This window comes from Rhodococcus sp. ACT016 (assembly GCF_050477185.1).
In the GTDB taxonomy this organism is placed as follows: Bacteria; Actinomycetota; Actinomycetes; order Mycobacteriales; family Mycobacteriaceae; genus Prescottella.
Genome location: NZ_JBEAET010000001.1, coordinates 3,302,566 through 3,320,428 on the forward strand (window position 1 = coordinate 3,302,566; position 17,863 = coordinate 3,320,428).

Here is a 17,863-nt window from a genome sequence, read left to right on the forward strand (position 1 = left end):
TGCCCTCGAGGTCGGTTATGCGGCACGCCTTCCGACGCCCTGATCGCCCCACGCCTCGCCGCTCCAGGACCCGGACCAACTCGGGCTGACGGCTACGTGGCGCCGCCGCGCGCGCGTGGGCCGCGTCCGCGTCGCCTGCAGCCAGTCGTCGTCGTGCGCCACCAGATACGCGGTGACCGCTCCGACCGCGCCCGTCACCAACATTGCGACGATCGACGCCATCGCGAAGCCCACGGCGCCGGCGATCCCCACGACCAGCATGATCGCGACGACGCGACCCGCCGACGGGGACCCGAGCAGGTAGTCGTACTGGGCCTCGGGCGCGGGATCATCGCGGGTGGAATGTCCAGCAGGCGGACCGACCGCATCACGCGCGACAGGTTCCTGCTTCTCTGCTTCGGATTCCGTCCGCGTCCCCGGCTGCATGAAACTATTAGACACAAATTCCGGTGGCGTGTCGCGGCGGAACTCGATAAACGATCGGCAACAATCACCGATCACGCGAATTGCATGGTTGGCGTTCACGCAAATCGGACGTTTCAGCCACGCAATGCGTTTTCGACGGACACGTGTGGGAGAGCGTGCGCAATCGCCACCGGCGCGTGCGTCACCTGCCCGGACCAGGTGTTGAGACCCATCGCGAGCGCGGGATCGCCGCGCATTGCCGCGCGCCACCCTTTTCCGGCGACTGCGGATACGAACGGCAGGGTCACATTTACCAAAGCATGGGTGGACGTATGGGGAACAACGCTCGGCATATTGGGAACCGCGTAAATGATCGAATTGTGAACTACATACGTCGGTTGATCATGCGTGGTGGGTCGCGAATCCTCGAAGCAACCGCCCTGATCGATCGCCACGTCGACCAGCACGCTGCCCGGCAGCATCCGCGACACCTGCTCCGACGAGACCAGACGTGGCGCACGGGCACCGTGCACCAGGACCGCACCGATCACCAGATCGGCGTCCGTCAGCGTCTGCTCCAGCTCGGTCCGGGTCGACACCGCGGTGGAGATGCGCGAACCGAACCGGGCGTGCAACGCCCGCAACCGCTCGACGTCGCGGTCGAGCACCGTCACCCGCGCCCCCATACCGACGGCCACCGCCGTGGCGTGCGTCCCGGCGCTGCCCGCGCCGATGACGACGACGCGCGCCGGCGGCACTCCCGGCACCCCGCCGAGCAGGATGCCGCGCCCGGAGCTGTCCCCCGCGGCCCTCGCCTGTAGCGCGTGCGCACCGACCTGGGTCGCCAGCCGGCCGGCCACCTCGCTCATCGGCGCGAGCAGCGGCAGCGAACCGTCGGACCGTTCCACCGTCTCGTATGCGATCGCGGTGACACCGCTCGACAACAGCGCCTCGGTGCACTCGAGCGAGGCAGCCAGATGCAGATAGGTGAACAGGACCTGTCCGCGTCGCATCAGCTCGTACTCCGGCGGGAGCGGCTCCTTGACCTTCACGACCAGATCGGCCTCGGCCCACACGTCCTCTGCACGATCGAGGATCCGGGCCCCGGCGGCGACGAACTGGCCGTCCGGCATCGACGAGCCCACACCCGCCCCGCGTTCGACGAGCACCTCGTGTCCCTGCACGCGTAGCTCGTTCACCGCGAGCGGAGTGAGCGCGACCCGCAGCTCCCCGTTCTTGATCTCCTTGGGCACACCAATTCTCATGATGTCTCCTCCGCCGGAACGGATCTTCGGGATCCCGCCGCGACAAGCGGTGGTGGGTCCTTCTTCGAGGGTCCCACGAAATGCGCATCCAGGGCAGAGAAGATCGTCGAAAGACTCGGTACCCCTCTCGCTGACAGCCCATTCCGCGGCGCGCCTTCGTTGCCTGAAGCTCCGAGTCGGTGTCGCGACGGGGCGGTTCGGCGACGCCGATTCGTGGCCGGGATAGTCTCTGGTCCGACCAGATTCCGACTCGAGGAGATCCAATGCGGCGTGCCCTCAGGTCGTCGGCGGCAGCGCTGACGGCGATCTCGGCCCTCCTTCTCTCAGGATGTGGCGGAGATTCCGGCACCGAGAACGTGTTCGGCGCGGGCGGCTGGCCGGGCATGCACTCCGATGCCCGCAACAGCGACACCAGCACCGTGGCGGGCGCGCGCTCGCTCGACTTCTCGTGGTCCCGGCCGATCGGAGGCCCCACGCCCACCCGCGCGACGGTGGCCGCGAACGGGCAGATCTTCCTCACGTCGCAGGCCGAGCAGGGCTGCAATCTCTTGTCGTTCCAGATCGAGTCCGGACGCAAGCGCTGGTGCAACCGCATCGGTCCCGGCGCCGCCGCCTCGTCGCCTGTCGTGGACGCCGTGACCAACGTCTACGTCGGCGAGGAAGGCGCGATGACCTCGTTCAACGAGCACGGCCAGTTGCGCTGGCGCACACCGGTCACCGGGGTACCGCTCGCCGCGCAGTTCACCAGCGACGGCAAGCTGCTCTTCATCACGCACCTCGGCCAGATCAACGTGCTCGACCCGCAGACCGGGTTCAAGGTCGCCCCGTCGTACGACCTGATTCCGCCCGCGTCGTACACGCAGGGCATGAACGTCGAGACGGTGCCGAACGACCTGGGTCTCGACCAATGCTTCGACGGCGGGTCCCCGTGCCCGGTCGCTAACTCCCCCGCCCTCGACCTCGACAGCGGCCGGTTCGTCTTCACGTTCTGGCGGCCCGGCGCCGAGCAGGCCGACCTCGTCGCGATGCGCTACACCGGCGGCGACAAGGCGAAGATCGAGCCGGACTGGTCCGCGAGCACCCTACCCGGGGGCAGCGCGTCCAGCCCGGTGCTGTCTGCCGACGGAAAGACCGTGTACGGCAACGACAATGCCGGGCATCTGTGGGCGGTGGACGCCCAGTCCGGAGCCCTCGAGTGGAGCCACGACCTCGGCTACCGGCCGCTGGGCAGTCCGTCCGTCACCGCCGACGGGCTGATCGTGCCGGCCGGCGGCGAGAAGGGGCGGCTGTCGGCGCTGCGCGACCGCGGCGACCACGCCGAGGTGGTGTGGGAGCGACGCGATCTGCAGCACTTGGGCTCGCCCGCCCTCGCGGCCGGCGCGACCGGGTACACGGTGGTGCGTGACGGCGACAACGGCCTCGCGCTGCTGACCTTCGACACCACCACCGGCGACACCCGCGACCAGGACACACTGCCCGGCGCCACCGGATTCACCGCGGGCACGTCCATCGGCCCGAACGGCGAGGTACTCACCCCGACCCTGATCGGCGAACTGTTCGTCCTGAAGTGAGAAGCGGGGCCGCTCAGTCCCGTGCCGCACACACGAAAGCGACGGGGCTGCGGCCGATCCGGGTGAGCACCACCGACAGCGGCGTGGTGCCGCGCAGCTTCAGCCGCGGCCGCACCACGGCCGGGTCCACGTCGAGGCCCCGCACGAGGATCTCGGCCGAACCACAATCGCGCGCCGCGAGTTCCTGCCGCAGCGCCTTCTCGGTGTACTTGAGCCGCGCCAGCACCCGGAACCCGCGCACGCCCTCGGGGACGCTGTCACCGGTCAGGTAGGCGATCCGCGGGTCGAGTTGCCAGAGCCCGTGCCGGGCCGCGTAGTGGCGCACCAGACCGGCGCGGACCACGGCACCGTCCGGGTCGACGATCCACTCCCCCGGTTCGCGTTCGGGGATGTCGTCGGACTCGGCGTCGGTGATCTCCCACGCCGTCCCGTCCGAGTGCAGCACGCTCGCCCGTCGGTGCACCCCCGTACCGGACAGCCCCGGCGACCACAGGCACGCCTCACGCACGCCGCCGTCGAGCGAGACGATCTCCACCTCCCCGTCCCAGTCGAGACGGTCGAAATCCAGTCCCGGCGCACACTTGACGGCGAGATCGCGTCCGGCATAGACGTCGAGGAGGTCGGGCAGCGGCGGCATCAGCGCCGCCGGGTCGTACGTGCGCTTGCCGCCCGAGCGACGTGCCGGATCTGCGATCACGACGGTGTCGCGCGTGCACGGGCGCAGCGCGTCCGCCCGCACCAGGGTTGCCCCGGGCACGTTGTTGGCGGCCATCGCCAGGCGCACCGGGTCGAGGTCGCTGCCGACCACCATCTCCGCCAACGGAACCAGCGCCGACAACTCGGCACCGATCGAGCACGTGACGTCGTGGACACGTCGGCCCGCCAACCGGGCACCGCGATGCCGCGCCACGGCCAGCGGGGTCGCCTGCTGCAGCGCGTCGTCGGTGAACAGCCACGACGCCGCATCGACCAACTTGGCCTCGGCCTTGCGCCGCAGCAGCACCGTCTCGATCAGCAGCGCGGCCCGGTCACCGAAACGCGCACGCGCCCGGCCGATGTCAGCCAGGCGCGTCCGCGTGGACAGCTCAGACTCCGCCGTCTGCGCCAGCGCCGCAATGCCTTCGGCGCTGCGCAGGTAGTCGACGTCGTCGATTGTGAAGTCGTATCCCAAAACTCGTTCGGCTCAGCTCAGTCGGTGGCGCCCGGCTTCACGCCGGTGATCATCACGTTGTAGAAGAAGTTGCGCGGGACCACGTGCTGGAGCACCTTCTCGTCGACCCAGCTCAGCGTCTTGAAGCCGCCGAACGCGAACTTGGCCCAGCCCCAGCCCAGCTTCTCCGGCGGCACGGCGGCCTCGAAGGTGCGGACCGGCCAGCCGAGGAGTGCCGCGGCGAACTCCTCCGTCTTGGCCTTGACCTCGACGGCGCCGGCCGACTTCGCGATGTTCTCGAGGTCGGTGGGGTCGAAGGTGTGCAGGTCGACGACGGCCTCGAGCGCGGCGGCCCGCGAAGACTCGTCGAGTTCGGCCTGCGGACGACGCCAGTCGGACAGGAACGGCAGCTTGGTGACGTTGGTGGTCGCCGCCCACGTCGCGCGCCCGAGCCAGCGGGCGTAGAAGTTGCCGATCGTGCTGGGCTCACCGGCGAAGACGAAACGCCCACCCGGCTTGAGCACACGCAGCACCTCGCGGAGCGACTGCTCGACGTCCGGGATGTGGTGCAGCACCGCGTGCCCGACGACGAGGTCGAAGGTGTTGTCCTCGTACGGGATCGTCTCGGCATCGGCGACGCGGCCGTCGACCGGCAGACCCAGGTGCTCGGCGTTACGCAGCGCGACCTTCACCATGCCCGGCGACAGGTCGGTGACCGAACCGGTCTTCGCGACACCACCCTGCATGAGGTTGAGGAGAAAGAAGCCCGTGCCGCAGCCCAGCTCGAGTGCCCGCTCGTACGGCAGCGGCTGGTCGCCGGCGACGGCGTCGAAACGACCCCGCGCGTAGTCGATGCAGCGCTCGTCGTACGAGATCGACCACTTGTCGTCGTACGTCTCCGCTTCCCAGTCGTGGTACAGGACCTGGGCGAGCTTCGTGTCCTGCAGCGCAGCCTCGACCTCTTCGGCCGTGGCGTGCGGGTTGGGCGCGGGGTCTTGCGGGCTTGCAGTCATGCCGAGAATCCTACCGAAAGGTAAGGAATGAACAAGTTCTAGTTTTGAGCACTTCTCGGCCCGATTTGCGCACTTGCCGATGCTCCGAGCAGGCGGGAGGCAGCGGCAAGTGCGCAAATCACCGAAGGCGGCTACTTGCCGGTGAACTTCGCCTTGCCGGGGCCGTTCTCCACGAAAGACTCCATGCCGATGGTGCGGTCGGCGGTCGCGAACAGCGACGCGAACAGGTGCTGCTCGATCTTCAGGCCCGTCGCCAGATCCGTGTCCAGACCCTGGTCGATCGCGGCCTTCGCGGCGGCGAGCGCGCGGCTCGCTGCGCCGGTGAACTGCGACGCCCACTTGCGGGCCGCGTTGTACACCTCGTCGGGGGCGACCATCTCGTCGATCAGGCCCATCTGCAGGGCCTCCTCGGCACCGACGAAGCGACCCGTGAAGACCATGTCCTTGGCCTTGGCCGGGCCGACGAGTCGGGCCAGGCGCTGCGTTCCGCCGCCGCCGGGGATGATGCCCAGCAGGATCTCCGGGACGCCGAGCTTGACGTTGTCGCCGGCGATGCGGCGGTCCGCACCGAGAACGACCTCGAGGCCGCCACCGAGCGCGTAGCCCGTGATCGCGGCGACGGTCGGCTTCGGGATGTCGGCGATCGCACCCAGCGCAGACTGCAGGTCGGCGACGATCTCGCTCATCCGGACGAAGTCGAGCTCCACCATCTCCTTGATGTCGGCGCCCGCGGCGAACACCTTCTCGCCGCCGTAGACGATGACAGCCTTGACCTCCGGATCGACGGTCGCCTGACGCGCCGCGTCCCGAATCTCCTCCTGCACCTGACGGTTCAGGGCGTTCATCGGGGGACGTGCCAGACGGATGGTGCCGATACCTTCGGAAACCTCGAGGGTCACAAACTCAGCCATGCGGCTCAGGCTACTGGGCGTCATCCCCAGGGCAGCGCGCCGGTGTCGTAGTAGCCCGCGTCGCCCGGGAAGGACACGCGCGGCTTGCCGGCGACGAAGCTCAGCTCCGGCAGGATCGGCGAGATCTCCTGCTCGGCAGCGAGTATCGCGTCGACGCTCGGGAACTGGCCGAGGGTGGCCAGCTGACGCCACGTGGGCGGCAGCAGAATGCTGCGCTTCTCACGCCAGTCGTCGACAGCCGCGGCGGGCGTCCGCCACGCGACCTCCGCCGCCTCCGAGGTCTCCCCGTCGGCCTGCTGGCCCTCGGGAAGCACCGCGACGAAGAAACGGGTGTCGTAGCGACGCCCCTCCTGCACCGGGGTGATCCAGTTGGCCCACGGACGCAGCAGATCGGTTCGCAGCACGAGGTTCTCGCGGGCGAGGAAGTCCGCGAACGACAACTCCCGCGACTCGAGCTGACGACGCGTCTGCGCGTACCCGGAGGTGTCGGCGACGACGCTGTCCTCGGCAGGACCGGCGAGCAGCACGCCGCACTCCTCGAACGTCTCCCGGACCGCCGCGCACACCAGCGCCTTGGCGCGCGACTCGTCGACGCCGAACCGCTCCGCCCACCACGACGGCGACGGTCCGGCCCAGCGGACATCGGCGTCGCCGTCGGTCGGGTCGACACCGCCACCAGGGAACACCGTCATGCCGCCGGCGAACGCCATCCCGGCGACGCGGCGGAGCAGGAACACCTCGACGCCGGCGTCACCGTCGCGCACGAGCATGACGGTGGACGCGTCCTTGGGCGCCGCCGCGGTGGCCGCGGTCTGCGTCGCATCGAACATTCCGGCCTGCTGCGCGGCGCCGACGGAAGAGGCGCCCGACTCTCGAGAAGTTCCCATACCGGGAACTTACGCTCCGAGTGACGGACGCCTCCCGACCAGTCCCACCGGACACGTCGGATCAGCGTGTCGCCGACCGGTTTCAGGCCCGGTGCAGACCGGGGTGGCGGGTACGGCGCGCGAAGAAACGGCCGTCGACGCGGTCGAGGCTGATCGACTGGGTGAACGCCTCGCTGAGATTCTCGGCGGTGATGACGTCGTCGAGCAGGCCCTGCGAGACGACACGCCCCTCGGACAGCAGCAACGCGTGCGTGAAGCCCGGCGGGATCTCCTCGACGTGGTGCGTGATGAGCACGGTCGCCGGCGAATCGGGGTCGGCGGCGAGATCGCCCAGTCGCGCAACGAGTTCCTCGCGCCCACCGAGATCGAGTCCGGCGGCCGGCTCGTCGAGCAGCAGCAGTTCGGGGTCGGTCATCAGGGCGCGCGCGATGAGCACGCGCTTGCGCTCGCCCTCCGACAGCGTCCCGTAGGTGCGCTCGGCGAGGTGCTCGGCGCCCAGGCTCTCGAGCATCTCGATCGCCCGATCGGTGTCCATGTCCTCGTAGCGCTCGCGCCACCGGCCCAACACCGCGTAACCGGCGGAGACCACCAAATCCTTCACGACCTCGTCGGCCGGGACGCGATGCGCGAGCGCCGACGACGACAGGCCGATCCGGGGGCGCAGCTCGGTGATGTCGACGCGACCGAGGGTCTCGCCGAGCAGCCGCGCGACACCGGCCGTGGGGTGAAGCTCGGCGGCGGCGATGCGCAGCAGGGAGGTCTTGCCCGCGCCGTTGGGGCCGAGCACGACCCACTTCTCGTCGAGCTCCACCTGCCAGGACACCGGGCCGACGAGGGTCGCTCCGCCCCGGCGAATCAGGACATCTTCGAAATCGATGAGGAGATCAGGATCTGGTTCCGACACAACGACCATCTTCGCGTACGCACATTCGACCGCTCCGACTGGATCGGACCTGCGTGTCGCCGGGCGGCTCAGCGCACCGGGGCGATCACGGTCATCGAACCGGGCGCTACCTCGGTGAACCCGGCGTCGCGCACGGCGATCGCGCGCCCGGCAGCGACTTCGTCACACAGTGCCGCCCAGGCCTTCTCGTCGGCGTCGCGGACGGCGCAGCGATAGCCGTCGGCCGCCCACGACAGCGCCCGGTCCACCGGCATCGCTCCGGCCAGCAGCATCGATGCGTGCCCGACCTGCGCGGCGGCCTTGCCGACGGTCATCCCGAGCGACGCGTTCACCCACAGCGTGGGCACCCCGTCGGGCACCGGCCCCGGCGCGTCGTGATCGAGGTCGGTGCCGCCGATCTGCAGCTTCTTGATCCGTGGGTCCAGGTCCCCGACCCGACCGGGCACGAAGGCACGAGCCTGCGCCCCCTCGACGTCGACGGTCACGCCGTCGACGTCCTGCGCGGCGAACCACTGCGCTCCGCGAGCCCTGCGGGCCACCTTGCGGATGCGGGCGTCGGTCCACTCGCGGAACGCGTGCTGCCACGGTCCGGGCGCCCCGTCGGCGTCCGGTCCGACACGGTCGTCCAGGCACAGCGCGACCGTCGCCGATGCCGCCGCGGCCAGCAGTGCGCTGCGCGCGGGTGGATCGGCCTTGGGGATGTGCAGCACGATCGGCATCGCCAGCACCTGCCCGGGATCCGTCGGGTCCGGACGGCTGCCGTACCCGGCGGCCAGCACCGCGTGACGTGCCGCGAAGCCGTCGCCCGTCTGTGTCACGTGGCCGTCCACGGCCGGTGTCATGGGATCGGCACGCGCCGCACGACACCGTCGACCGCGTCGGCGGCCTCGACCTCGTCGCGGGTGACACCGAGCACGAACAGCACCGCGTCGAGGAACGGATGCGACAGCGCGGTGTCGGCCACCTCGCGCAGCGCCGGCTTCGCGTTGAACGCGACACCGAGCCCGGCGGCGGTGAGCATGTCGATGTCGTTGGCGCCGTCGCCGACCGCGACGGTCTGCTCCATCGGCACCCCGACCTCGGCCGCGAACTTTCGCAGCGCAGTGGCCTTGGCGGCGCGGTCCACGACGTCGCCGACCACGCGTCCGGTGAGCTTGCCGTCGACGATCTCGAGCGTGTTGGCCTGGACGAAATCGAGCTCGAGCTCGTGCGCGAGCCCCTCGATCACCTGGCGGAAACCTCCCGAGACGACGCCGCAGTGGTAGCCGAGACGCCGCAGGGTGCGGATCGTGGTCCGTGCGCCCGGCGTCAGCTGCAGGTCGGCGGCGACATCGTCGATGACGGATGCGTCGAGGCCGGCCAGGGTGGCGACGCGCTGGTTGAGGGACTCGGTGAAGTCGATCTCGCCGCGCATCGCCGCCTCGGTGACGGCCCGGACCTCGTCCTCGACGCCCGCGCGTGCCGCAAGCATCTCGATGACCTCGCCCTGCACGAGCGTCGAGTCGACGTCGAACACGATCAGCCGCTTGGCGCGCCGGGCGAGGCCGCCACGCTCGACGGCGACGTCGACGTTCTCGCCGGCCGCGACCTCGGCGAGCCCGGCCCGCAGCTGGGCGTCGGCCTCCGCTCCGGTGCTGGACGCCGTGACCATCAGCTCGAGACCGGTGACCGGGTAGTCGGCGATGCCGCGGATGGAGTCGATGTTGGCACCCTGCCGGGCGAGTTCACGCGACAGCGAACGGAACGAGCGCGCACTGACGGGGCTGCCGAGGACCACGACCGCGTGGGTCGACACCTGCTGGCGTCCGGCCGGGTCGGCACCGATCTCGACGTCGACGTTCATGCCGACGGTGTCCATCGCTTCCTCGAGTTCCTCCTGGAGGGACTCGGGGTCGGTGGGGCACTGCACCAGGACGCCGAGGGTGAGCCGACCACGGATCACCACCTGCTCGACATCGAGGAGGCTGACCTCGTGGCGCGACAGCGCCGCGAAGAGCACCGACGTCACGCCGGGCCTGTCCGGACCAGTAACCGTCACCAGAACAGTGGCGTCTGACGCACCCACCGAGAAACTCCGTTCGTTTGGGCTCGAACAACGTGGAAGAAGTACCGCCCCCATTCTGCCAAGTGGGGGTGTAGGCAACGGAAAGGCCCCGCCCGTGATTCGGGCGGGGCCTTCCGGTAGTGCAGGGACCCTCAGGTCCGCTAGACCTTGCTGTCCTCCAGGACCGCGGTGGCGTGCTTGCCTCCGTGGCCCGGTCCGACATGAGCCTCGGCGCGCATGCGCTCGACCATGTGCGGGTAGTGCAGCTCGAACGCGGGGCGCTCCGAACGGATCCGGGGCAGCTCCGTGAAGTTGTGCCGCGGCGGCGGGCAGCTGGTGGCCCACTCGAGCGAGTTGCCGTAGCCCCACGGGTCGTCGACCTTGACGACGTCGCCGTAGCGGTAGCTCTTGAAGACGTTCCACAGGAACGGCAGCGTCGAGGCGCCGAGGATGAACGAGCCGATCGTGGAGATCGTGTTCAGCGTGGTGAAGCCGTCGGACGGCAGGTAGTCGGCGTAACGACGCGGCATGCCCTCGGCACCGAGCCAGTGCTGGACGAGGAACGTGCTGTGGAAGCCGATGAACGTGGTCCAGAAGTGCCACTTGCCGAGGCGCTCGTCCATCATGCGGCCGGTCATCTTCGGGAACCAGAAGTAGATGCCCGCGTAGGTGGCGAACACGATGGTGCCGAAGAGCACGTAGTGGAAGTGCGCGATCACGAAGTACGAGTCGGTGACGTGGAAGTCGATCGGCGGGCTCGCGAGCAGAACGCCCGACAGACCACCGAAGAGGAACGTCACCAGGAAGCCGACGGAGAACAGCATCGGCGACTCGAAGGTCAGCTGACCCTTCCACATCGTGCCGATCCAGTTGAAGAACTTCACACCGGTCGGGACCGCGATGAGGAACGTCATGAACGAGAAGAACGGCAGCAGGACGGCGCCGGTGGCGTACATGTGGTGCGCCCACACGGCGATCGACAGGGCAGCGATGCCCATGGTGGCGTACACCAGGCCGCTGTAGCCGAAGATCGGCTTACGCGAGAAGACCGGGAAGATCTCCGAGACGATGCCGAAGAACGGCAGCGCGATGATGTAGACCTCGGGGTGGCCGAAGAACCAGAACAGGTGCTGCCACAGCAGGACACCACCGGTGGCCGGGTCGAAGATGTGGCCACCGAGGTGACGGTCGACGAACAGACCCATGAAGGCGGCCGTCAGCAGCGGGAACGCCAGCAGCACGAGGACGCTGGTGATCAGGATGTTCCACGTGAAGATCGGCATGCGGAACATGGTCATGCCGGGGGCACGCAGGCACACGATGGTGGTGATGAAGTTGACGCCACCGAGGATGGTGCCGAGGCCGGCGACGGCCAGACCCATGACCCACAGGTCGGCGCCCATGCCCGGCGAGTGCAGTGCGCTCGTCAGCGGGGTGTAGGCGGTCCAACCGAAGTCGGCGGCACCACCGGGGGTGATGAAGCCGGCCGTGGTGATGATCGCGCCGAAGAGGTACAGCCAGTAGCTGAAGGCGTTCAGACGCGGGAACGCGACGTCGGGGGCACCGATCTGCAGCGGAACGATGTAGTTGGCGAAGCCGAACACGACCGGGGTCGCGTACAGCAGCAGCATGATCGTGCCGTGCATCGTGAACAGCTGGTTGAACTGCTCGTTCGAGAGGAACTGCAGGCCAGGAACTGCGAGCTCGGTTCGCATCAGCAGCGCCATCAGGCCGCCGATGAGGAAGAACGCGAACGAGGTGACCAGGTACATGATCCCGAGCACCTTGGGATCAGTCGTGGTCACCATCTTGTAAACGAACGAGCCCTTGGGTCCCTGCCGCGGCGGGTACGGCCTCGCTGCTATCTCTGGGACTGGCTGGGGCGCTACGGCAGTCACTGATCCTCCTGAATGTGCCCTTGGTCGCTCCGCAGGCTCGCTCCGAACCCCCACCCCTGTGCTCGAGGCGGACGTTCTCTGGCTTGCGCTCATCGAATCGTAGACGGTGCTTTCGGGCCCCGTGGATCGGGTCCTACTCCCTGTCGTACTCGGGCCCTTCCGCCTCCGACCCATAGGGCCGCGAGCAGGACTTTAGTCCCCGACCGGTCACACCACCCGGTAGCGGGCGGCGTGTCGAGCGAGGTCACGGAGGTCTCGGACCGGCCGTCTCCAGGGACAGCCGTGCCGCATCACGCCACCGGCGTTGCTAAGGTTCCACTCATTAAGGTTTCCCTTACCTAATGATCAGGCCATCTCGACCAGGGAGCTCCACTTGCTCAGATCGTCCCGACGCGCCCTCATCTCTCTCGCCGCGGTGGGTGTGGCCGTCAGCCTCACCCTCACCGGCTGCTCGTCCTCCGGAAACGATGCCGACATCGACGACACAACGACTGTCGACGCGAGCGGGTTCCCGCGGACCGTCGAGCACTTCCGGGGTGTGGCCCACATCGATGCCCAGCCGCAGCGCATCGTCACCCTCGACAACAGCTACGCCGACGCGGTCCTCCTGCTCGAGTCGCCGCTGGTCGGATACGTCGACTACCGCGAGCAGGGCCTGCCCGACTACCTCGGCGACGCCCGCACCGAGTACGCGGCCGACGCCGTCTCGGTAGGCAAGGTGCAGGACGCAAGCCTCGAGAAGGTCGCGCAGTTGCAGCCGGACCTGATCCTCTCGGCCGAGGTGAGGGACGGAAAGAACTACGAGGCGCTCGCCGCACTCGCCCCGACAGTGTTCTCGCAGTCGACCGGCCCGACCTGGAAGGACAACATCCGCCTCGTCGCCCGGGCCCTCGGCAAGGAGGATCTGGCCGAGCAGAAGATCGGCGAGTACGAGGCCCGCGCCAAGGCGATCGGAGACGAGATCAACGCCAAGGCGAACAACCCGAAGGTCTCGGTCGTGCGCTTCGCGGGCGAACCCACCGCCCGCCTGTACCGGACGACGTCGTTCAGTGGCATCGTCCTCGCCGACGCGGGACTCGCGCGCCCGGACAGCCAGGGACCGGACCCGGCCGACGCCGGCAGCATCATGAATTCGATCAGCCCCGAGCGGATCAACGAGGCCGACGCCGACGTCATCTTCGTCGCGACGTACAAGGATCCCGCGGGCAAGTCGCTCGAGGCGGCGCAGGCCTTCCTGCAGAACCCGCTGTGGGGAACGTTGAAGGGTCGGATCGTCGACGTCGACGACGCGATGTGGATGACGCCGGTCAGCATCCAGGGCGCGCACGAGATCCTCGACGACCTCGCGGAGGCGTTCGGGGTCGACCCGCACAACAGCTAACCTGGATCGGCCCGCACACGCCGAGCTCGTCGAACAGGAAGTCGCCGCATTGTCCAGTTCCCAGGCCGTCCGCACCGTCCGCCGCGTCACCGTCGCCGCGATGGCGGCGTCCGTGGCCATCGTGGGGCTCGCCGGGTGCAGTGACTCGTCGGACGACGACGCGAGCACGATCGTGCGGACGACGACCAAGATCGCAGGCGCGGGTGTCGTGAGCGTGGAGCGCGACACCCGCGCCGCCTGCGCGACGCCGACGCCGGCCGACCCGGGCGCCCCCGATCCGCAGCGCATCGTCGTACTCGACGGCGCCGCAATGGATTCGGTGTGCGCACTGGGCCTGTGGGAGCGGGTGGTCGGCGCGGCGACGTCGGCCGGCGACACCCCGCAGCCGGCCTACCTGGGCACCGGAATCTCACTGCTGCCCAAGGTCGGCCCGGAGTCGGCACCCGACGTCGACCTGATCGCGAAGGCCGCCCCGGATCTGATCCTCGGCTCCGCACCGGCCTCCCCCGAGCTGGCCGATCGGCTGAAGGCCGTCGCTCCCACCGTCTTCGTCGGCGACGATCCGGTCCAATGGAAATCGCGGTTCCTCGCGTCGGGCAAGGCGCTCGGACGGTCCGGCGCGGCGCAGCACGCACTGGACGTGTACGCCGCCGACGCCGACCGCGTCGGTAACGAGATCAACGCGCGCCAGACCCAGGCGTCGGTGATCCGGTTCGGGTCCGACACGACCGCGATCGAGGGTCCCGGTTCGTTCTCCGGCCAGGTGCTCGCCGACGCGCACGTCCAGCGTCCGGCCTACCAGCGAATCGAGGTGGCGTCGAAGGACATCGACGACCGCGACGGTTTGTCGGCGGCCGAGGGTGACCTCATCTACGTCAGTTTCGACGGCCCGGACGGCCTCGAGCACGGCACTTCGGTCATGAAATCCGATGCCTGGTCGGGCCTCGGCGCGGTCACCGACAACCGCGTCTTCGCCGTCGAGGACGAGGTGTGGAACGCCGGCAACGGCGTCGTCGCGGCGCGCGCGCTTCTCACCGATCTCCGGGAGAGCCTCAACGCCTACGTCAGCTAGGAGCCAGTGATGCCGGTACCGGAATTCGTTGCGGCGCTGCGGGAACACGTCGGGCACGCCCCGCTGTGGCTGCCGGGCGTCAGCGTCGTCCTGCTCGACGACGACGGCCGGATCCTTCTCACCCAGCGCGCCGACAACGGCCTGTGGGCCGTGGTCTCCGGGATCCTCGAACCCGGCGAGGAACCCGGTCCGGCGGCACTGCGGGAGATCCGGGAGGAGACCGGAGTGGAGGCGGAACTGGTGCGCGTCGTCCGCGTCGGCGCCGCCGGTCCGGTCACGTATCCCAACGGCGATGTCGCCGCCTACCTCGACGTGTGCTTCCTCGCCCGGGCGGTGTCCGGAGAGGCCCACGTCGCCGACGACGAGAACCTCGACGTGCGTTGGTTCTCCGCCGACGCGCTGCCGTCCGACATGACCGCGTCGTCGCGACTGCGCATCACCGCGGCTCTGCGCGACGACGACCGCACCTGGTTCGCACGGGACTGACGCTCACATTCAGGCGTTCTGCCACAACCCCATCACGTTGCCTTCGGTGTCCCGGAAGTAGGCAGCAAACCCCATCTCCCCCACCGGTTGCTTCGCCGAGACCGTCGCACCACCCAACGACTCGATCTTGGCCAGTGCCGCCTCGATGTCGGGGACGTCGACCGTGATCACGGGCCCCGTCGGGGCCTGCTCCGCACGCTCGAACATGCCGCCGCCGATGTATCCGGGCTCGGCCGGCATTCCCGACTCCGCGACCGGCCCGGTCGACACGCCGGTGTACTTCATCTCGGGCATCTCGTTGAGGTTCCAACCGAACGCCTGGCGATAGAAGTTCCGTGCCCGGTCACCGTCGTCGAACGGGACCTCGAAATGGATTACTCGACCACTCATTTGCCGTCTCCTCGAATTGTCGTCGGCTGAGTCGTGCTCCCTCCGAGGGTAGGCGCGTGGCCCCGCCGATCACAACGATTGCCCGAAAACCCGTTCCCACCATTGTTTTTCGCTGGTCGATCCGGCACCCTTCTCCGGTGACGACATCAGGGTTCGACGCGAGCGCTCCGGACACGAGACCGATTCCGGTGCAGATTCCCGACAAACACGGCGAGTCGCACGATCCGCGCTATCCGTCTCCGCGCGACCTGCGTGAGGTGATCGCCTTCGTCCTCGACTGGTGCCTGCACATCGCGGTCGGCCTCGTCGCGATGACCGTGTGCATGGACATCGCGGACGTCGCGGACTGGGCGGCCCTGGCCCTGTTCATCGGCTGGATCGCCGCGTCGCTGCTGCAACGCGTGGTGGCGCAACGGATCTTCCACGCAACCCTCGGCAAAGCCCTGACCGGGCTGTGCGTCATCCGCCCGTCGGACGGATCGTGGCCCACCCTCGGCTACCTCCTGAAGTGGTGGCTCATCGGGGCGCTCGACTTCGTCTCCACCATCTCCGACAGCCCGTGGCTGGGCGACTACGGCGGCGCGCCGGCCGTCGTGCGGCGCCGGGACGTCGTCGCCCTGCACACCGCCCGTTGAAACGCCGATGGCCGAATGTCACATCGGTTCAGTTGGACTGAACGAATGTGACATTCGGCCACGGAAGGTGGGGTGGAACTAAAAGTCCCAGTCCTCGTCCTCGGTGTTGACGGCCTTGCCGATGACGTAGCTCGAGCCCGACCCGGAGAAGAAGTCGTGGTTCTCGTCGGCGTTCGGCGACAGGGCCGAGAGGATCGCCGGGTTGACGTCCGTCTCGTCCTTCGGGAACAGGCCCTCGTAACCGAGGTTCATCAGCGCCTTGTTGGCGTTGTAGCGCAGGAACTTCTTGACGTCCTCGGTGAGCCCGACCTCGTCGTAGAGGTCCTGCGTGTACTCGACCTCGTTGTCGTACAGCTCGAACAGCAGCTCGAACGTGTAGTTCTTGAGCTCCTCGCGCTCGGCCTCGGTGATCTGCTCGAGTCCGCGCTGGTACTTGTAGCCGATGTAGTAGCCGTGCACGGCCTCGTCGCGGATGATCAGGCGGATCATGTCGGCCGTGTTGGTGAGCTTGGCGCGCGACGACCAGTACATCGGCAGGTAGAAGCCCGAGTAGAACAGGAACGACTCGAGCAGCGTCGAGGCGACCTTGCGCTTGAGCGGGTCGTCACCCTTGTAGTAGTCGAGGACGATCTGCGCCTTGCGCTGCAGGTTCCGGTTCTCCTCCGACCAGCGGAACGCGTCGTCGATCTCCCGCGTGGTGCACAGCGTCGAGAAGATCTGCGAGTAGCTCTTCGCGTGCACGGACTCCATGAACGCGATGTTGGTGAGCACCGCCTCCTCGTGCGGGGTGACCGCGTCCGGGATGAGGCTCACGGCGCCGACGGTGCCCTGGATGGTGTCCAGCAGCGTCAGGCCGGTGAACACGCGCATCGTCAGCTGCTGCTCGTTCGGGGTGAGCGTGGCCCACGACTGGATATCGTTGGACACCGGCACCTTTTCCGGCAGCCAGAAGTTGCCGGTGAGGCGGTCCCACACCTCCGAGTCCTTCTCGTCGGGGACGCGGTTCCAGTTGATCGCCGAGACGCGGTCGATCACCTTGAGCTTGTCACGCATGGCAGCAGTCGCTTTCTTCACTCATCATTAGGTTTTGCTGCATCTTCGATGCAGTACTGACACGTGCGATTGAAGACACCCTTGTTCGTGTGGTGGCGAGTGTGAGCGTTCCGCTTACTCGACGGCATCGGCCGCCCCTTTCGAGCCGCCGACATCTTCGCACGTGTTACTGCGCTGGCACGTCGCCCGAAGTTGGGATTCCCCTCGCCCCGCCTCTGCTCGGACAGTCTCGAACGCGCCTCATCGGACATGACGCGCCCGAAGCTCGGATGATCCTCCCCGAACTTCCCGTAGTTGGGATTGGCCGCCCCGCTGTTCGTACCCTTCCGGTCCCGAGCCCACTTCTCGCGCTGAGCATCGGAATGCCTGCGCCCGAAGAACGGGTTTTCCTCGGCAAACCGACTGGTCCCCAGTCGGCCCGTCGAACGGAGACGGGCAGCCTCCCTCATTTCGTCGGTCCAGACGACACCGGTAGGACCGAGTCCTCCTCGGGACAGGTTGAGCAGAGGTTGGCCGTCGCGCCGGAGGTAGTCGATCCAGCTGATCTCGGCCTGTCCGAGTTCGTCGAGCCCGTCCAACCAGTCCAATTCGTCGGCGATCACGTCGTTGCGGTCCTGCTTCCGGAGCCAGTCGTAGAACGGTGTCTTGCGACCCCCGGCTGCGACCTTGAAGTGCTGACGCAGTCGGAGATCCGCAGACTTGGTCGTGAGACCGACATAGCGATAGTCGAACCCCGGCCGAAGCCGAACTCCGTAGATCACTCCGCCGGTCGTCACTTCCACGTCCACTCCCGTCTCA

General features: G+C 68.2%; 18 protein-coding genes. 5 read left to right on the top strand and 13 right to left on the bottom strand.

Annotated elements, in window-relative coordinates; translation table 11 throughout:
* Positions 1 to 15 precede the first annotated feature (15 nt).
* Both ACQ5DX_RS15145 and ald read right to left on the bottom strand, forming a co-directional pair.
* A complete protein-coding gene (locus tag ACQ5DX_RS15145) occupies positions 16 to 426 on the bottom strand; it encodes a hypothetical protein (RefSeq protein WP_430333382.1) in 411 nt (136 codons plus the stop codon).
* A gap of 113 nt (positions 427 to 539) precedes the next feature.
* Positions 540 to 1,670, bottom strand: a complete 1,131-nt coding sequence (gene ald / locus ACQ5DX_RS15150) for an alanine dehydrogenase (RefSeq protein ID WP_430333383.1) — start codon at positions 1,668 to 1,670, stop codon at positions 540 to 542.
* A gap of 263 nt (positions 1,671 to 1,933) precedes the next feature.
* Between ald and ACQ5DX_RS15155 the strand changes: the two genes are divergently transcribed.
* Positions 1,934 to 3,241 (top strand): PQQ-binding-like beta-propeller repeat protein, encoded by a 1,308-nt coding sequence (locus tag ACQ5DX_RS15155; protein WP_430333384.1) that lies wholly within the window; start codon positions 1,934 to 1,936, stop codon positions 3,239 to 3,241.
* Between the two features lie 13 nt (positions 3,242 to 3,254).
* Here ACQ5DX_RS15155 and ACQ5DX_RS15160 read toward each other — a convergent pair whose 3' ends face one another.
* From ACQ5DX_RS15160 to ctaD, 8 genes are all read right to left on the bottom strand, one after another.
* Positions 3,255 to 4,412, bottom strand: a complete 1,158-nt coding sequence (locus ACQ5DX_RS15160; protein WP_430333385.1) for a THUMP-like domain-containing protein — start codon at positions 4,410 to 4,412, stop codon at positions 3,255 to 3,257.
* A gap of 17 nt (positions 4,413 to 4,429) precedes the next feature.
* Complete coding sequence (locus ACQ5DX_RS15165) at positions 4,430 to 5,404, bottom strand: class I SAM-dependent methyltransferase (RefSeq protein ID WP_430333386.1); 975 nt, start codon at positions 5,402 to 5,404, stop codon at positions 4,430 to 4,432.
* A gap of 131 nt (positions 5,405 to 5,535) precedes the next feature.
* Positions 5,536 to 6,315 (bottom strand): enoyl-CoA hydratase/isomerase family protein, encoded by a 780-nt coding sequence (locus ACQ5DX_RS15170; protein ID WP_430333387.1) that lies wholly within the window; start codon positions 6,313 to 6,315, stop codon positions 5,536 to 5,538.
* 20 nt (positions 6,316 to 6,335) lie between these two features.
* Positions 6,336 to 7,145, bottom strand: coding sequence for an NUDIX hydrolase (locus tag ACQ5DX_RS15175; RefSeq protein WP_430335681.1), 810 nt, complete (start codon positions 7,143 to 7,145; stop codon positions 6,336 to 6,338).
* Positions 7,146 to 7,284: 139 nt separating this feature from the next.
* A complete protein-coding gene (locus tag ACQ5DX_RS15180) occupies positions 7,285 to 8,115 on the bottom strand; it encodes an ABC transporter ATP-binding protein (protein ID WP_430333388.1) in 831 nt (276 codons plus the stop codon).
* A 59-nt stretch (positions 8,116 to 8,174) separates the two neighbouring features.
* Positions 8,175 to 8,948, bottom strand: coding sequence for an aminoacyl-tRNA hydrolase (locus ACQ5DX_RS15185; protein WP_430333389.1), 774 nt, complete (start codon positions 8,946 to 8,948; stop codon positions 8,175 to 8,177).
* Entirely contained in the window at positions 8,945 to 10,171 is a 1,227-nt protein-coding gene (gene serB / locus ACQ5DX_RS15190; protein ID WP_430333390.1) for a phosphoserine phosphatase SerB, read from the bottom strand. Before serB ends, ACQ5DX_RS15185 begins: the two co-directional genes overlap by 4 nt.
* 140 nt (positions 10,172 to 10,311) lie before the next feature.
* Positions 10,312 to 12,048 carry an aa3-type cytochrome oxidase subunit I gene (gene ctaD / locus ACQ5DX_RS15195; protein WP_430333391.1) on the bottom strand — a complete coding sequence of 579 codons (1,737 nt, stop codon included), beginning with the start codon at positions 12,046 to 12,048 and terminating at the stop codon, positions 10,312 to 10,314.
* 400 nt (positions 12,049 to 12,448) lie between these two features.
* Between ctaD and ACQ5DX_RS15200 the strand changes: the two genes are divergently transcribed.
* The 3 genes from ACQ5DX_RS15200 to ACQ5DX_RS15210 all read left to right on the top strand — a co-directional run bounded on the left by ACQ5DX_RS15200 (position 12,449) and on the right by ACQ5DX_RS15210 (position 14,987).
* A complete protein-coding gene (locus tag ACQ5DX_RS15200) occupies positions 12,449 to 13,429 on the top strand; it encodes an ABC transporter substrate-binding protein (protein WP_430335682.1) in 981 nt (326 codons plus the stop codon).
* Positions 13,430 to 13,529: 100 nt separating this feature from the next.
* Entirely contained in the window at positions 13,530 to 14,501 is a 972-nt protein-coding gene (locus tag ACQ5DX_RS15205) for an ABC transporter substrate-binding protein (protein ID WP_430335683.1), read from the top strand.
* Positions 14,502 to 14,510: 9 nt separating this feature from the next.
* Complete coding sequence (locus ACQ5DX_RS15210) at positions 14,511 to 14,987, top strand: NUDIX hydrolase (RefSeq protein WP_430333392.1); 477 nt, start codon at positions 14,511 to 14,513, stop codon at positions 14,985 to 14,987.
* Positions 14,988 to 14,996: 9 nt separating this feature from the next.
* Here ACQ5DX_RS15210 and ACQ5DX_RS15215 read toward each other — a convergent pair whose 3' ends face one another.
* Positions 14,997 to 15,377 carry a VOC family protein gene (locus ACQ5DX_RS15215; protein ID WP_430333393.1) on the bottom strand — a complete coding sequence of 127 codons (381 nt, stop codon included), beginning with the start codon at positions 15,375 to 15,377 and terminating at the stop codon, positions 14,997 to 14,999.
* A 137-nt stretch (positions 15,378 to 15,514) separates the two neighbouring features.
* Here ACQ5DX_RS15215 and ACQ5DX_RS15220 point away from each other — a divergent pair, with 137 nt between their 5' ends.
* The gene (locus tag ACQ5DX_RS15220) at positions 15,515 to 16,012 is read left to right on the top strand and encodes an RDD family protein (protein WP_430333394.1); all 498 of its coding nucleotides are present in this window, start codon (positions 15,515 to 15,517) and stop codon (positions 16,010 to 16,012) included.
* A 78-nt stretch (positions 16,013 to 16,090) separates the two neighbouring features.
* Here the strand turns inward: ACQ5DX_RS15220 and nrdF are convergent, their stop codons facing one another.
* Together nrdF and ACQ5DX_RS15230 are read right to left on the bottom strand one after the other, a co-directional pair.
* On the bottom strand, positions 16,091 to 17,065 hold the full coding sequence (gene nrdF / locus ACQ5DX_RS15225) for a class 1b ribonucleoside-diphosphate reductase subunit beta (RefSeq protein WP_430333395.1): 975 nt from the start codon (positions 17,063 to 17,065) through the stop codon (positions 16,091 to 16,093).
* A gap of 17 nt (positions 17,066 to 17,082) precedes the next feature.
* Positions 17,083 to 17,847 (bottom strand): NUMOD3 domain-containing DNA-binding protein, encoded by a 765-nt coding sequence (locus ACQ5DX_RS15230; protein WP_430333396.1) that lies wholly within the window; start codon positions 17,845 to 17,847, stop codon positions 17,083 to 17,085.
* Positions 17,848 to 17,863 lie beyond the last annotated feature (16 nt).

What these genes read in the sequence shown, in the direction of transcription:
- ACQ5DX_RS15175 (WP_430335681.1), bottom strand. Translation starts at nt 7,145, where the DNA reads ATGTTCGATGCGACGCAGACCGCGGCCACCGCGGCGGCGCCCAAGGAC.
- ACQ5DX_RS15210 (WP_430333392.1), top strand. Translation starts at nt 14,511, where the DNA reads ATGCCGGTACCGGAATTCGTTGCGGCGCTGCGGGAACACGTCGGGCAC.
- ACQ5DX_RS15185 (WP_430333389.1), bottom strand. Translation starts at nt 8,948, where the DNA reads ATGACACCGGCCGTGGACGGCCACGTGACACAGACGGGCGACGGCTTC.
- ACQ5DX_RS15205 (WP_430335683.1), top strand. Translation starts at nt 13,530, where the DNA reads ATGGCGGCGTCCGTGGCCATCGTGGGGCTCGCCGGGTGCAGTGACTCG.
- ACQ5DX_RS15180 (WP_430333388.1), bottom strand. Translation starts at nt 8,115, where the DNA reads ATGGTCGTTGTGTCGGAACCAGATCCTGATCTCCTCATCGATTTCGAA.
- ACQ5DX_RS15170 (WP_430333387.1), bottom strand. Translation starts at nt 6,315, where the DNA reads ATGGCTGAGTTTGTGACCCTCGAGGTTTCCGAAGGTATCGGCACCATC.
- ACQ5DX_RS15145 (WP_430333382.1), bottom strand. Translation starts at nt 426, where the DNA reads ATGCAGCCGGGGACGCGGACGGAATCCGAAGCAGAGAAGCAGGAACCT.
- ald (WP_430333383.1), bottom strand. Translation starts at nt 1,670, where the DNA reads ATGAGAATTGGTGTGCCCAAGGAGATCAAGAACGGGGAGCTGCGGGTC.
- nrdF (WP_430333395.1), bottom strand. Translation starts at nt 17,065, where the DNA reads ATGCGTGACAAGCTCAAGGTGATCGACCGCGTCTCGGCGATCAACTGG.
- ACQ5DX_RS15155 (WP_430333384.1), top strand. Translation starts at nt 1,934, where the DNA reads ATGCGGCGTGCCCTCAGGTCGTCGGCGGCAGCGCTGACGGCGATCTCG.
- ACQ5DX_RS15215 (WP_430333393.1), bottom strand. Translation starts at nt 15,377, where the DNA reads ATGAGTGGTCGAGTAATCCATTTCGAGGTCCCGTTCGACGACGGTGAC.
- ACQ5DX_RS15165 (WP_430333386.1), bottom strand. Translation starts at nt 5,404, where the DNA reads ATGACTGCAAGCCCGCAAGACCCCGCGCCCAACCCGCACGCCACGGCC.